Annotated in this window: 12 protein-coding genes; 2 read left to right on the forward strand and 10 right to left on the reverse strand. The window is 75.8% G+C overall.

What is annotated here, in order from left to right; all coding sequences use genetic code 11:
• Nucleotides 1-12 precede the first annotated feature (12 nt).
• From B056_RS0111115 to B056_RS36130, 10 genes are all read right to left on the reverse strand, one after another.
• The gene (locus tag B056_RS0111115) at nt 13-1,071 is read right to left on the reverse strand and encodes a hypothetical protein (RefSeq protein ID WP_026239565.1); all 1,059 of its coding nucleotides are present in this window, start codon (nt 1,069-1,071) and stop codon (nt 13-15) included.
• Between the two features lie 42 nt (nt 1,072-1,113).
• Nucleotides 1,114-1,416: a lycopene cyclase domain-containing protein gene (locus tag B056_RS0111120; RefSeq protein WP_018501935.1), complete on the reverse strand. Its 303-nt coding sequence runs from the start codon at nt 1,414-1,416 to the stop codon at nt 1,114-1,116.
• Nucleotides 1,413-1,901, reverse strand: coding sequence for a lycopene cyclase domain-containing protein (locus B056_RS0111125; protein WP_018501936.1), 489 nt, complete (start codon nt 1,899-1,901; stop codon nt 1,413-1,415). The genes B056_RS0111120 and B056_RS0111125 overlap by 4 nt, the downstream gene beginning before the upstream one ends.
• A gap of 18 nt (nt 1,902-1,919) precedes the next feature.
• Nucleotides 1,920-2,585: a thiamine phosphate synthase gene (locus B056_RS0111130; RefSeq protein WP_154676974.1), complete on the reverse strand. Its 666-nt coding sequence runs from the start codon at nt 2,583-2,585 to the stop codon at nt 1,920-1,922.
• 40 nt (nt 2,586-2,625) lie between these two features.
• The gene (gene thiS, locus B056_RS0111135) at nt 2,626-2,913 is read right to left on the reverse strand and encodes a sulfur carrier protein ThiS (protein WP_018501938.1); all 288 of its coding nucleotides are present in this window, start codon (nt 2,911-2,913) and stop codon (nt 2,626-2,628) included.
• A 60-nt stretch (nt 2,914-2,973) separates the two neighbouring features.
• Entirely contained in the window at nt 2,974-3,297 is a 324-nt protein-coding gene (locus tag B056_RS0111140; RefSeq protein WP_018501939.1) for an Rv2175c family DNA-binding protein, read from the reverse strand.
• A gap of 31 nt (nt 3,298-3,328) precedes the next feature.
• Nucleotides 3,329-4,960, reverse strand: coding sequence for a Gfo/Idh/MocA family protein (locus B056_RS0111145; protein WP_018501940.1), 1,632 nt, complete (start codon nt 4,958-4,960; stop codon nt 3,329-3,331).
• Between the two features lie 250 nt (nt 4,961-5,210).
• A complete protein-coding gene (locus tag B056_RS0111150; protein ID WP_018501941.1) occupies nt 5,211-6,503 on the reverse strand; it encodes an NAD(P)/FAD-dependent oxidoreductase in 1,293 nt (430 codons plus the stop codon).
• A gap of 161 nt (nt 6,504-6,664) precedes the next feature.
• Nucleotides 6,665-7,837 (reverse strand): 2-iminoacetate synthase ThiH, encoded by a 1,173-nt coding sequence (gene thiH / locus B056_RS0111155; protein ID WP_018501942.1) that lies wholly within the window; start codon nt 7,835-7,837, stop codon nt 6,665-6,667.
• Complete coding sequence (locus B056_RS36130; protein ID WP_018501943.1) at nt 7,837-8,766, reverse strand: thiazole synthase; 930 nt, start codon at nt 8,764-8,766, stop codon at nt 7,837-7,839. Before B056_RS36130 ends, thiH begins: the two co-directional genes overlap by 1 nt.
• A gap of 303 nt (nt 8,767-9,069) precedes the next feature.
• On the opposite strand from B056_RS36130, the gene pknB reads away from it, so the two are divergent.
• Both pknB and B056_RS0111170 read left to right on the forward strand, forming a co-directional pair.
• Nucleotides 9,070-11,040: a Stk1 family PASTA domain-containing Ser/Thr kinase gene (pknB, locus tag B056_RS0111165; RefSeq protein ID WP_018501944.1), complete on the forward strand. Its 1,971-nt coding sequence runs from the start codon at nt 9,070-9,072 to the stop codon at nt 11,038-11,040.
• A 188-nt stretch (nt 11,041-11,228) separates the two neighbouring features.
• A complete protein-coding gene (locus B056_RS0111170) occupies nt 11,229-13,586 on the forward strand; it encodes a DUF5667 domain-containing protein (RefSeq protein WP_026239566.1) in 2,358 nt (785 codons plus the stop codon).
• Nucleotides 13,587-13,593 lie beyond the last annotated feature (7 nt).

Genomic DNA, 13,593 nt, shown 5'->3' on the forward strand with positions numbered 1-13,593 from the left:
GGCCGCCGCCGGTCAGCCGGCCGGGCAGGGGCGCACCTCGACGGACCCGTCGGTCGTCGAGCTCCGGCCGTCGAGGTCGGTCGCCACCACGGTGTAGGTGATCGTTCCCGCCGTCGGCGCCGGCCCGACCGGCCCGGACCAGGTCGACCGGTCGTCCACCGCCGTGACCAGCTGAAGCGGGGTGGTGGTGGCCTGTCCGTCCGGCGCCCGGGTGCGCACCTCGACGCCGAGGACGCCCGTAGGGTCGACGACCGTGGCGGTCACCGTCGCCTGCGTCGCACCCTGATCACCGGCGCAGCCGCTGGTGAGGATGGCGGTCGGCGCGGCCGAGACGCCGCTGAGCCCCGGCGCCCCGGAGACCCGCGCGGTGATCCGCAGGTCCCCGCCGCCGGAGCCGTCGACGGCCGAGACCGGGACGTCCAGGTCGATCGAGCCCGGCGGGGCCGTCGCCCGGTCCAGGGTCACCACCAGCGGTACCTGGGCACCCGGATCGACGACCTCCTGCCCCGGGACGACGCTCACCCACCCGGGCGTGTCACCGACCCGCACCCGCGCCGGTGACGTCCCGACGCCGAGCAGGTCGACCCTGATCGTCGACTCCACCTCGCCGAAGTCGACGTCGGTGCGGCTCAGCCCGATCGCCGGCCCGGCCGTCGCGGTCCCGCGCGGACCGTCGGTGCCCGCTCCCGGGCGGGCCGGCGCGGCCGTGCCTGCCACCTGGGACGGCTCCGGGGCCGCCGAGACCCCGGAACCCTCCGCGGACCCGGACAGCCCGGGCGCCCCGACCGCCCCGACGGGGACCGGGCCGCTCGCCGACGGCGACGGAGTCGGCGGGGAGGCGACGGAGGTCGACACGACGATGCTGGTCCGCGCTCCGGCCGGGTCCCGCGTCGCGGACGGCGGCTCCGACCCGCTGTTGTGGACCAGCAGCAGGGTCGTGACCAGGGCCGCCGCGGCCCCCACCGCGGCCGCGACCCGCCCCCACCGAATGGGGAGGATCCGTTTGGAGCGCCCCCAGGGAGAACGGTGCCGGCCGGCGGGACCAATCTCGTCCGCCATCCGTTGTGCCATCGGGTCCGAGCGTAGGCCCAAAAGTGGATGCAGGACCCTTATTCACTCGTTTCCGTGACGAATTCCCCACCACACCCACCACACCAGCGTCTGGGTGACCAACGCGAACCCGAACAGCAGGTCCTCGACCGGCGCGAACACCAGCCGGGGGCCGGCGATCGCGTCCGGGTCGTACACGACGATGTCGAAGCCGGTCAGGATGCCGTTCGTGACGAGCTGGAAGAAGACGATGATCGCGTAGGCCGTCCAGAACAGCCGGCGGGTGAGCAGCCGGGTGCGCAGGATCCGCAGATCCAGCAGAACGGTCACGGCGACGCCCACGACGGCCAGCGCGGTGTAGCTCATCCCGGCCCACGGGCCCCGTCCGCCGGCTCGCCGTCCACCGACGCGTCGCCTGGACGCCCGCCGTCCGGCCGCCCGTCCTCCGGCCGCCCGTCCTTCGGGCGCCCGTCCTCCGGGCGCTCGTCGCCCGCGTGCCAGCCGGTCACGGCGCGCACGGCCTCCAGCGCGAGCACGGCGCACACCGGCACCGCGACGAAGAACAGGACCTCGTCGAGCGGGAGGCCGCCGGGCAGCAGCACCCCGGTGGTGCGCCGCGGGTCGAACGCCCAGTGGCCGCGGGCGATCGCGTACAGGTCCCAGCCGACGAAGACGACCAGCACCGGCGCCACCGACAGCAGCAGCCGGCGGGGGCGCGCGTACACCCGCGTCCGCAGCAGGATCTCCAGCGGCGCCGTGGCCACCAGGCACCCCAGCAGCACCGCCAGGTAGCTGAAGTGGCCCAGGCCGCCGAAGTGACCGGGCCCGCCGAAGTGACCGAGGCCGCTCACCGCGGACGCCCTCCCCGGTCAGGCCGAGCGCAGGCGTTCGGCGAGCGCGGTGGCGGCGGTTCCCGGATCGGCGGCCTCGGTGATGCCCCGCACCACGACGACCCGGCGCGCCCCGGTCTCCAGGACGGCGTCGAGAGTCCGCGCGTCCACGCCGCCGGTGACGAACCAGGGCTTGGCCCCCGGCTCGAACGGCGGGGCGTGCCGCGCGGCGAGCCGCGGCAGGCCCATCCCGACCGGCGGGCGGCCCTCCTTGGTCGGCGTGGCGTGCACCGGGCCGACGCACACGTAGTCGACGTCCGGGTCGGCGAGCGCGACCAGGAACTGCTCGGGGTCGTGCGTGGACAGCCCGATCAGCACGTCCGGCCCGACGATGGTCCGCGCCAGCCGCGGCGGGATGTCGTCCTGCCCCACGTGCAGGATGTCGACCCCCGCGAAGGCGGCGACGTCGGCCCGGTCGTTGGCGCTGACCAGAGCGCCGACCCGGGCCGCGGCCTCCCGCATCCGGGCCAGCCCGGCGAGCTCCTCGCGCCACTCCAGCCCCTTCTCCCGAAGCTGGACGAGGTCGACGGCGGGCACGCCCGGACCACCGAGCACCTCCTCGAGGAAGCTTCCCTCGTCACCACGACGGGCGGTGCACAGGTAGAGGCGGGCGTCGAGGAGACGGGCCAGCCGACACGCGCGCAACGACTCGGTCTCCGGGAGCGGCTCGGCCCCCCGTGACGACTCAGCCCCCGGCGACGGCACGGACGATCTCCAGGGTGTCGCCGTCGGCCAGCTGGACCGCGGGCATCTCCGAGGGAGTGAGCGCGGTGCCGCGCAGCTCCACGACCACCGAGCCGGGCCGCAGCCCGAGCTGGACGAGCAGGTCCGGCAGGGCCAGCCCGGCGGGCACCTCCCGCGGCTGCCCGTTGACGACGATGCGCGCACCGCCCGGGCCACCGGCCGGGGCGGTGCTGACGGCTGCGGGTCCCGGGGACGGATCGAGCTCCGCCCGGTTCGGACGATCGGCCATGCACCCGACCCTACGGGAGCGGACGCCCCTGGCCGGGCGGGTTCGGCCGGGCGGCCCGGTTCAGAACCCCAGCGCCTGCGCGCGCCGCCTCACTTCTTTGCCGCGGTTCTCGGCCAGCGCCGCGACCGGGGTGCCCGGCAGGCTCGGATCCTCCCGGAACAGCCAGTCGAGGGCCTCGTCGTCGTCGTAGCCGGCGTCGAAGAGCAGCGTGAGCAGTCCGGGCAGGCCCTTGACCACCGCGCCGTCCTGGATGAACGCCGCGGGCACCTTGAGCACGCCGTCCACCCGCCGGGCCAGAAGGGTGCGGTCACGCACCATCTGGCGCACCCGGGTGACGGGCACTCCCAGACTCTCGGCCACGTCGGGCACGTTCAGCCAATCCATGGTCAAGAGTAAACACCTTGCGGCGGGTTGGTCAGGCGGGCGCCATCTGCGCGCCGCCGGCGGCCGCCGACCTGCGGGCCGCCTCGAGCACCGCGACCAGCCGGCGGGCGTCCTCCGGCCGGTGCTCAGCCAGTGGCCAGCCCGCGACCAGGCAGTCCGCGAGCTCGCGGTGGAACCTGGTGGCGTCGTGCGGCCCGGTGGGCAGCGCGGTGCGCGTCCCGTCGTGGGCGAGCACTCGCGGTGACCGCCGGTGCCACTGGTCGCCGGCACCGGCACCGGCACCGCTGCCGTCGTCGCCACGCGTGCCGCCGCCGGACCGAGCACCACCACCGGCACGGCCGCCGTCGCCGGCACGGGCGAGCAGCGAGCCGGTGCTGCCGAGCACCTGGGTGCCGGGCCGCCCGGCGGCGGCCACGTCCGAGATCGTCACCTGGGCCTCGCAGCCGCCGGCGAAGTGCAGCAGCACCCGGGCGTGGTCGGCGTTCGTGACGTGGTGCCACACCCGCTTGTGCCCGGCGGCGCTGACCCACTCGACCTGGTCGTCGACGAGGTCGAGGACCCGGTCGAGCTGCGCCGCGCCCCGGTCGAAGATCAGCCCGCCGCTGATCCGCTCGTCGTCGTGCCAGGTGCCGGCGGGCCGGCGCAGGCCACCGGAGAAGATCTCGATCCACATCACCTCGCCGACGTCACCGCGGCGCACGGCCGTGCGCATCGCCCGGTGACCGGGGTCGTCCCGGCCGTCGGGGTAGACGGCGAGCAGCAGCGAGCGGCTGTCCGCGAGCTCGGTCAGCTCGTCCACCTCATGGGTCGACAGGCACATCGGCGCGTGCACGACCACCTGCTTGCCGGCCTCGAGCGCGCGGCGGGCCCACTCGACGTGGGTGTGCGTGGGGGTCGCGACGATCACCAGGTTGAGCTCGGGATCGTTGACCAGGTCGTCGGGGTCGTCGACGCGCCGGGCCGGGCGGTCGGTGTCCCGGCTGGGCGGGCGGGCCATCCCGCCGTCGCAGAGGGCGGCCAGCTCCAGGCCCTCGACGGCGTCGACGGCGTCGATGTGCACGCCGAAGACGTCGGGCGCGCCGATGAGCCCGACCTTGACCGGCGCGGCGTCGGTCACGCCGAGCGCGTGGCGCAGCCAGCGGCCGACGAGCCGCTGGTAGCGGGGGTCGGCGAGCAGTTCCTCCCCCGCCCCGAGGGTGAAGATGCCCAGGCCGGTGGACGGCCGCCAGGTGCAGATCGGGTGCTCGCCCATCTCATGGCGCACCATCAGCAGCCGCTCGACGTCCTCGGCCACCTTCTCCGGGACGACCCAGGACTCCCGGGGCCGGAAGTCCCCGAGGCGGGCGGCCACGGCGGCGCCGTCCGGCCCGGGGATCAGCGGCAGGTCGTAGGGGGGTGTCACCCGGCCGGGGGTGAGCCCGGAGGCGTCGATGAGCGGGCTGTCCGGCGACAGCGACCGGACGGTCGGCCCGGCCAGCAGGACCGGCACGGACTGCCGGGCCCGATCGAGCAGCTCCTGCTCGACGTGGTCGAGCGGGCGGTCGATGAGGACGAGCAGCGCGTCGGCCGAGCGGGCCGACGTCGGCCCGAGCCCGGCGGCCCGTAGATGATCACCGAGCGCATTCACGCCGGGAAGGTTCGACACCAGGTGAATGCGTGGCACGGGGGCACTTTAGTAAGAATCCACCCGGACGGGAACAGTGGGTTCACGGCACGCGAGCGAGCCACGAATCCCACGACGGAACGTCCGCAAAAATGTCACGGAAAGTGATCAAAAGCGGGTGCGACGGAAGCCGCCGACCGCGCCACGGCGATCCGCGGCGCCGCGGCCGACGGTGTCCCGGCCGGCAGTGCCGTGGTCCGCAGTGCCGTGGTCCGCGGTCCCGCGATCCGCGGCCGGCGGTGTCGCGTCCTCAGACCGGCTGGGCGGGCTGGAGCTCCTTCAGCGCGACCGCGGGGTCCGCGAACCGCTCGGCGTCGGGCGCCGCGCCGGTGAGCAGCATCCGCCGGCCGGCGACCATGTCCAGCGGGCGGGCCACGGTCACCAGGGCGACCAGCTCGCCGTCCGGGGCGAACCAGCCAGCCGACCAGCCCGGCGCCCGCTTCACGCCCTCCGGGGCGACGGCGGTCGGGTCGCCCCGCAAAACCAGCGTGCTGTCCGCGCCGGGCATGCCGGCGAACTGGATCATGCGCCCGAACTGCTGCGACCAGAAGTAGGGGACGGGATCGTAGATCTCGGCCGGCGCACCGGCCGGGTCATCGGCCCGGGCCGGCCCGGCACCGCCGGCGAGGGAACGCAGCAGCGTGGCGACGGCGACCCGCGGAGACTCCTGGGCGCACTCCCAGTGCTCGACGCGCAACCGGCGGTCGTAGCGCCGGGACCACCACGCGGCGCAGTCCCCCACCGCGACGACCGAATCCGGCCGGTAGCCGTTGGCCGTGGCCGGCACACCGGTGCCGGGCACCGCCGACAGCCGTTCGTCGACGACGACGCCGCGGTCCAGCGGCAGGCCCGACGACTCGAGCCAGGCCACGTCCGGACGAACGCCGACGCCGACGACCACCACGTCGGCGGGCACGAACTCGCCGCCGGCCAGCGCGAGCCCGTCCGCCCGGATCTCGTCGACCGCGACACCGAGCCGCAGGTCGATCCCCGCCTTGGCGTACCAGGGCACCGTGTACCCGCCGATCTCGGCTCCCAGCGCGAGCAGCGGCGCGGAGCCGGCCTCGACGACCGTCACGTCCACGCCGGCGGCCGCCGCGTGCGTGGCGACCTCGGCGCCGATCCAGCCCGCGCCGACGATGGCCAGCCGGGCGCCCGGGGTCAGTGCCGCGCGCAGCGCGAGGGCGTCGTCGATGGTGCGCAGCACCCGCTGCGTGCCGGGGCCGGGCAGCCGCACCGGGGCGGCGCCGGTGGCGAGCACCAGCCCGTCGAACTCGACGGTGCCGCCGTCGGTCTCCAGCACACCCGGGCGCAGCCCGGTCGCGCGCCGGCCGAGCAGCAGCTCCACGCCGTCGAGGTCGACGGGCAGCGTGGTGTCGTCCGTCCGCCCCGACAGCACCGCCTTCGACAGCGGCGGCCGGTCGTACGGCCGGTGTTCCTCAGCGCCTACCAGAGTGATGGCGCCGGCGAAGCCCTGCGCGCGGAGCTCGACGACCGCCCGCCCTCCGGCCAGCCCGCCACCGACGACGACGACACGGTCCATCAGACCACCCGCTCCATGGAGCCAGAGGGTACTGGGGCGGTCCGTTCCGCGTCGCCCGCGAGTAGCGCTGCCCACAACGGCGCGCGGCGCGGGCCCCGCCGGACGGATCGTCTTCGGCCGGCCCCGCCCGTCGCCCGGGGCCGGGTGGGGATGACGGGCGGTCAGCCGGTGGCGTCGACCAGCGGGAAGGCGTCCTTCCACACGGGCTCGTAGCCGGCGCCGACCAGCATCGCGGCGACGTCCGCCGGGGAACGCTCGTCAGAGATGGAGAACTGCTCCTGTGCCGTCCCGGGCCGGCCGTACCCGCCGGGCTCGGTCGACGAGCCGGCGCTCATCGTGGTCACCGCGATGCGGACCAGGCCGTCGCGCAGGGCCGCCGGCTCGCGGGTCGACAGGGAGATCGCCGCGTCCGGCTCGAACAGCCGCAGTGCCGCGTGCGCCTGGACGAACTCGGCGTCGCCGACGACGACGGTCGGCGGGAAGCCGCTGGCGCTCGGCTTGATCCTGGGCAGCGCCACCGAGACCTCCGTCCGCCAGAACCGGCGGGCCAGGAACGAGGCGTGCGCGGCGAGCGCGAGGACGTCGGCCCGCCAGTCCGGCGCCAGGCCGAGCAGGGCACCAAGGCCGAGGCGGCGGGCGCCGGCGTCGGCCGCCCGCTCGAAGGAGGACAGCCGGCGGTCGAAGTCGCGCTTCCACCCGGCCACGTGCACCTGCGCGTAGCGCTCCCGGTCGTAGGTCTCCTGGTAATGGACGACGCCGTCGAGCCCGGCCGCGACCAGCCGGGTGTAGGTGTCGTCCGACCAGGTCTGGGTCTCCACCGAGATCGAGGGGAACAACGGCCGCAGCCGCTCGACGACGTCCACCAGGTACCCGGCGGACACCTCGACGCGGTGCTCGCCGGAGACCAGCAGGATGTGCCGGAAGCCGCGGCCGGCCAGCAGGCGCGCCTCGGCCTCGGCCTCGTCGACCGTCAGCGTGCGCCGGGCCACCTCCAGCCCCTTGGCGAACCCGCAGTAGGTGCAGGACGACAGGCAGGCGTTCGACACGTACAGCGGGGCGAACAGCCGGACCGCCCGGCCGAACCGGCGCAGCGTCGTCTCCCGCGCCGCCTGTGCCAGCTCCTCCAGCCGCCCGGTCGCGGCCGGCGACAGCAGGACGGCGAGGTCGGCGAGATCCAGCCGGCCGCCGGTGTCGGGACGCCCGGCGGCGACGGCCCGGGCCCGGCGCAGGACGGCGTCGACCCGCGCCCCGTCGGCCGCGACCGAGGCGCGGGCGAGCGCCGGGATGTCGAGCGCGGCCAGCTCGCGGGCGAACAGCCCCGCCGGGCTGGCCATCAGCCGGCCCGACCAGGTAGATCGGGCAGATCGGGCAGACCCGGCAGGCCGCCGGGCACCGCGTCCAGGAAGCCGGTGAGCGGCGAGGACGCCTCGGCCGCGGTGGCACCGCCCGCCCGCGGCCGGCCGGCGAGGTGGGCCATCCGCCCGGCGGTGGTCGCCAGCGCGAAGGCCCGGGCCATCGCGACCGGGTCGGCGGCGATCGCGATCGCCGTGTTGACGAGTACCGCGTCCGCCCCGATCTCCATCGCCTCGGCGGCGTCGGAGGGCGCGCCGATGCCGGCGTCCACCACCACCGGGACCCCGGCGGTCTCCACGATCGCCTCGATGGCGTCGCGGGTGCGCAGGCCGCGGTTGGAGCCGATCCAGCTGCCCAGCGGCATCACCGTGGCGCAGCCGGCCTCCTCGAGCCGGCGCGCCAGCACCGGGTCGGCCGAGCAGTACGGGAGCACGGTGAACCCGTCGGCGACCATCAGCTCGGCGGCGCGCAGCGTCTCGATCGGATCCGGCGCGAGGGTGCGCGGATCCGGGGTGACCTCGAGCTTCACCAGGGACGTCCCGGTCGCCACCCGGCCTAGCCGGGCCAGCCGCAGCGCCTCGGCCGCGTCGACCGCGCCGGAGGTGTTCGGCAGCAGCGTCATGCCGGCCGGGACGAAGTCGAGGACGTCGCCCTCCCCCGCGCGGCTCAGGTCGACCCGGCGCAGGGCCACGGTGACGATGTCCGCCCCCGAGGCGACCAGGCTCTCGCGCATGATCGGATGGCTCGCGAACTTGCCGGTGCCGACGAGCAGCCGGCTGGCGTAGACGGTGCCGGCGATCCGGAACGGGTCCGGACGGCCGGGTTCCGGACGCTCGGGCTCCGGATGACCAGACTCCGGACGACCGGACCTGCCCGGCTCGTGCTGTACCTCGGTGACCCGCTGTGTCATCAGATCGTTCCCTCCCCACGCGCGCATGACCGCGATCGGGTATGCGGGTCGCCGGCGGCATCCTGGCCGGCCTCTCAGCCCGCGTCCGCGGGCTCCCCGGTCGAAACCACAGTCTAAGCCGCCGGGTGCGGCGGACCAGCGGCTCCGGCGAACCCGGACAGACAACGGCGGGCTGGGATCAAGCACCCGGCTCGAATTCCAGATTTTGTGACGAACATCCCGCCCGTTCGGGTACATCTCACAGCTAATTGCGCAGTAAGACCACTGTCTGGCCGATGGGGCGGCCGATCGTAAACTGTGCATGTGGATTCCACCGTGGCCGACCCCGTCATAGGTCGACTCCTGGACGGCCGGTACACCGCCCAGGAGCGGCTCGCCGTCGGCGGTATGGCGACGGTGTACGTAGCCCACGACAACCGGCTCGACCGGTTCGTCGCCCTGAAGATCATGCATCCGAACCTCAGTCACGACCCGGAGTTCGTGGCCCGGTTCCACCGGGAGGCGAACGCGGTCGCGCGGCTGAACACGCCGTGCGCCGTCTCGATCCTCGACCAGGGGTCCGACACCAGCCCGGCCGGTGTCCTGCACTACCTGGTGATGGAGCTGGTGCGCGGGCGCTCGCTGCGCCAGCACCTGGGGATACGCGGGCGGCTCACCGTCCCCGAGGTCGTCGAGATCTTCGAGCCGGTGGCCGAGGCGCTCGCCGCGGCGCACGCGGCCGGCATCATCCACCGCGACATCAAGCCGGAGAACATCCTGCTCGGTGACGACGGCCGGGTGAAGGTCGCCGACTTCGGCCTGGCCCGGCCGGTCACCAACCCCACCGCGGCCCTCACCGGCGGGGTGGTGATGGGCACGGTCGGCTACCTGGCCCCCGAGCAGGTCACCCACGGCACCGCCGGCATGCGCAGCGACGTCTACGCGGCCGGGGTGATGCTCTTCGAGATGATCACCGGCAACCTGCCGCACACCGGCGAGACACCGATGTCGGTCGCCTACCAGTCGGTGCACGGCGACGTGCCGGCGCCGTCCACGGTCGCGCCGGACGTCCCCGCCGAGCTGGACGCGCTGACGCTGCGGGCCACCGCCCGCGACCCGAACCACCGGCCGGCCGACGGCGCCGCGCTGCTGGCCGAGCTGCGCGCGATCATGCCCTACCTGCCGGAGCCGGACGCCGGCGACGAGTACCACTCCGGTTTCACCGGGCCGCTGGCCACCCCGTCGCGACCGGCACCGCCGCGACCGCCCGCCGGGCCGCCGATCGCCCCGACGAGCATGCTCGGGACGAACCCCGGGTCGTCCTCGGGCGGGCGGCGGCGGGCCCAGCGGACCGGGCGCGGCTCGCGACTGCCGGTCGGCCCCGCCGTCATCGCCGTGGTGGTCGTCGTGTGTCTCGTGCTCGGGGTGCTCATGCTGCGGGCGCTCGTCGGCGGCGGCAAGCCCGAGGTGCCACTGCTGATCGGCCTGTCCAAGGCCGACGCCGAGCAGGACCTGCGCGACGCCGGCCTCGCGTTCACCTACGGCCCGGAGATCGCCAGCGCCACGGTCCCGCAGGGGCTCGTCGTCGAGCAGGACCCGAAGGACGGCGCCGCCGTCAGCGACGGCGCCGTGGTGACGCTGCGGCTGAGCTCCGGCGCGCCGAAGGCCACCGTGCCCGACCTGGCCGGGCTGACCGTCGACCAGGCGCTGGCGAAGCTGACCGAGGCGAAGCTGGCCGACGGCGGGCGCACCAGCGAGGCGAGCGACACTGTGCCGCAGGGCCAGGTGGTCCGCACCGAGCCCCAAGCCGGGAACGTCGTCGACCCCAGCACGCCGGTGAAGCTCGTGCTCAGCAGCGGGCCGAACTCGGTCGTCGTCCCCAGCGACATCATCGGGATGACGTTCGACGCGGCCAGGTCACGCCTGGAGTCGCTGAATCTCAACCTCACGGTCCAGCAGAGCGCCGTCGCCAGCGACAGCGTCGATCCCGGCAAGGTGGTCCGCTCGTCGCCCGACCCCGGCCAGCGGGTGAACGCCGGCGGGTCGGTGACGCTCTTCGTCGCCCAGGAGGCCGACTCCGGGGACGGCGACGGCAGCGGCGTCGTGGTCACGGTCCCGAACGTGGTGGGCAAGTCCTGGTCGGAGGCCGAGCGCGCCCTCGGCCGCCTCGGGCTGAACGCCGACCGGACGAACTGGTTCGCGGAACGGGTCACGGGGCAGAGCCCCCGGGCCGGCAGCAAGATCGAGAAGGGCAGCACCGTCCATCTCAAGACGGAGTTCCGCGTAGGCAACTGATCCCCGGGCCGGGTGCGGGCCGCGGTGCGTGCTCCGCCCGCACCGGCCACGCCGCCCGGTGAGGGTCTCGCTCGTCTCCGTGACGAGACACGCCCGGGATCGCGGTTGCCGGCACCCCCGATCGGGTACGGTCGATCTTCACCGGGACCGCGGGCCGGGGCAGGGGAACGAGGAGCGCGGGGGGCGACGTGGCGGCAGGGCGCGGACCACGCTGGCACGGCGGGCGGGCCGGCCGCGCCGCCGAGATGCTCGACGGCCGCCGGCCGCCCCTCGACGAGTCCGAACGGCAGCTGGCGCGCACGGTCGCGGCCCTGCGGGCGCTGCCCGGCGCGCTGCCCGCGCCGGCGATGTCGCCCCGGGTCCGCGCCGAGATCCGCGCGATGCTCCTCACCGAGCCGATCGGCGCCCCCGGCGCGCACCCGCGCGGCACCCACGGCACCCGTGAGACCGCCGCCCGGCTCCCGGCAGCCAGCGACTCCCCCAGCGCGCCCGGCGCGGACGCCACCGAAGGCGACGGCAGGGGAACCGCCGGTCCGATCGAGGGCACCCGGCGGGCCCAGCCGACTCGACCGGTCCGACCGCCGCGGCCCGCCGCGGTCGTCACCCGGCCGGGCGGGATGGGCGTCCGGCAGGCGCTGCGCTTGGCCCGACCGGCCCTGATCGGGGCGCTGGCCGCCTCGGTCACGACGGTGGGCGTCGCGGTGAGCGCCGAGCAGGCCCTGCCCGGCGAGCTGCTCTACGGGGTGAAGCGGCAGGTCGAACAGATCCAGGTCAGCCTGGCCGGCAACCGCGTCGACCGCGCCAAGCTCCAGCTTTCGGTCGCCCGGAACCGGATGGACGAGCTCGTCGCGGTCGTCCATCCGCAGGCCCGGCCGGCCCAACGGCCGCCGGGCGACCCGGCCGGCGGCGACCCGGCCGGCGGCGACCCGGCCGGCGGCGACCCGGCCGGCGGCGACCCGGCCGGCAGCGGCCCGGATGGCAGCGGCACCGCGCACGGCTCCGGCGCCCCGGTCGGTACCGCGGCCGGCGGGAACGGGGCCGGCGGGAACGGCGAGGCTGGCTGGAACGGCGGGCCGCCGGCGGGCGACACCGCCGGATCGCCCCCGGGCCAGCCACCTCCGGCGACGACCCCGGGCCTCGGATCCACCGGAGAGCCCCGGGCAGCGGCCGCGCCGGACCAGCCGGACGGCCCGGTGCCGACACTCTCCGCGCCCCCCGCTCCGGCCACCGCCTCCCCCGGCCACCCGACGCCGACGGGACGTCCGGCCGCGGGTGGGGAAATCGACACAGTGACCAGGTTGCTGCGTGACTGGTGCGACGAGGCCGGGGCCGGTAGCGAGGTGCTGATCGCGGAGGCCCTCGCGGGCAGCCGCGACGCCCGGGTAACCCTGAACGAGTTCGCCGCGGACCAGTCGACGCGCCTCGAGGCGCTGCTCGACGCGCTGCCGGACGGCCCGGTACCCGGCGCGGACGAGGCTCGACAGATCATCCACCAGGTCGACTCCGCGCTGACTGTCACCACCGGGGCGGGCGACGGCTCGTCCGAGACCGGCACCGCGGCGGGGCACGGCGACGCCGGCACAGTGGGCACGGCCGGAACAGCCGGCGGCGGTACCTCGCCCGACTCGATCGGCCGGGCCCGGTCCGCCGGCGGGGCGACCAGGCCGGCGGCCACTGAACGTGGTGGCTCCCGGCGGCCGCCCGCCGGGCCGCAGGCGCCGCCCACGCCGACCGCCCCGGCGACGATCGGCGGCATCGCCGGTGGCTTCCTCCCCGGCCTGCCCTTCCTCACCCCGGCCCAGTCACTGACACCGGTCCAGTCACTGACACCGGCGCAGTCGGCACCGGCCCAGTCGCTGACACCTGAGCAGCCACCGGCGTCCGGGCAGTCCTCGGCGCCGGCGCCGGCCTCGGCGCCACCCGGAACGCCCGCGGACGGCGTCCCGGCTCCCGGCGCGGCTTCCGGGGGTCCGGGCACCGCCCCGGCCGCCGATCTCCCGCTCGTCCTGGAGCCGGAGCCGTCGACACCTTCGTCGACGGACGGACCTCCTCGAGGCGACGGGACGGCGCAGGCCTCCTCGGAGCCCACCGCACCGCCGGGCGTTCTCGAGACGTTCGACGCGCCCGCGAAGGCGGCCGGCCCCGACGACGGTTCTCCCGCCGACGACCCCGGTGATGATCCGGCCGGCGGCCCCGCGGACGACGAGCCCGCCGGTCGCGGGGCCGAGCGGGCTCCAGCGGAGGGTTCGTGGTCGGACGGCCCGCGGCCGGCGGAATCCCCCGTCACGCAACCGTCACCGGCGGCGTCGGACGAACCGCTGGTGGAGGAGACCGCCTTCGGGGAGTGGCCGACCGGGGCACCGACCAGCGCGGCGGCGGCACCGGCCGGCGAAACGACACCGGCCGCCGAGACCGCGCCGAACGCGGTAACCACGGCCACCCCGAAGACCACGGCCACTCCGAAGACCACGGCCACCCCGACGGGCGAGGCCCCGGCGGCCACCGGGGATGACACCGACGAGACCGCGCCGGCCTGGCAGCCGTGACCGCCCC

It is taken from the genome of Parafrankia discariae (assembly GCF_000373365.1).
In the GTDB taxonomy this organism is placed as follows: Bacteria; Actinomycetota; Actinomycetes; order Frankiales; family Frankiaceae; genus Parafrankia; species Parafrankia discariae.

Excerpts from the sequence above, each read along its gene's own strand:
- B056_RS0111115 (WP_026239565.1), bottom strand. The coding sequence starts at position 1,071 with ATGGCACAACGGATGGCGGACGAGATTGGTCCCGCCGGCCGGCACCGT.
- B056_RS0111120 (WP_018501935.1), bottom strand. The coding sequence starts at position 1,416 with ATGAGCTACACCGCGCTGGCCGTCGTGGGCGTCGCCGTGACCGTTCTG.
- thiS (WP_018501938.1), bottom strand. The coding sequence starts at position 2,913 with ATGGCCGATCGTCCGAACCGGGCGGAGCTCGATCCGTCCCCGGGACCC.
- B056_RS0111140 (WP_018501939.1), bottom strand. The coding sequence starts at position 3,297 with ATGGATTGGCTGAACGTGCCCGACGTGGCCGAGAGTCTGGGAGTGCCC.
- B056_RS0111150 (WP_018501941.1), bottom strand. The coding sequence starts at position 6,503 with ATGGACCGTGTCGTCGTCGTCGGTGGCGGGCTGGCCGGAGGGCGGGCG.
- thiH (WP_018501942.1), bottom strand. The coding sequence starts at position 7,837 with ATGGCCAGCCCGGCGGGGCTGTTCGCCCGCGAGCTGGCCGCGCTCGAC.
- B056_RS36130 (WP_018501943.1), bottom strand. The coding sequence starts at position 8,766 with ATGACACAGCGGGTCACCGAGGTACAGCACGAGCCGGGCAGGTCCGGT.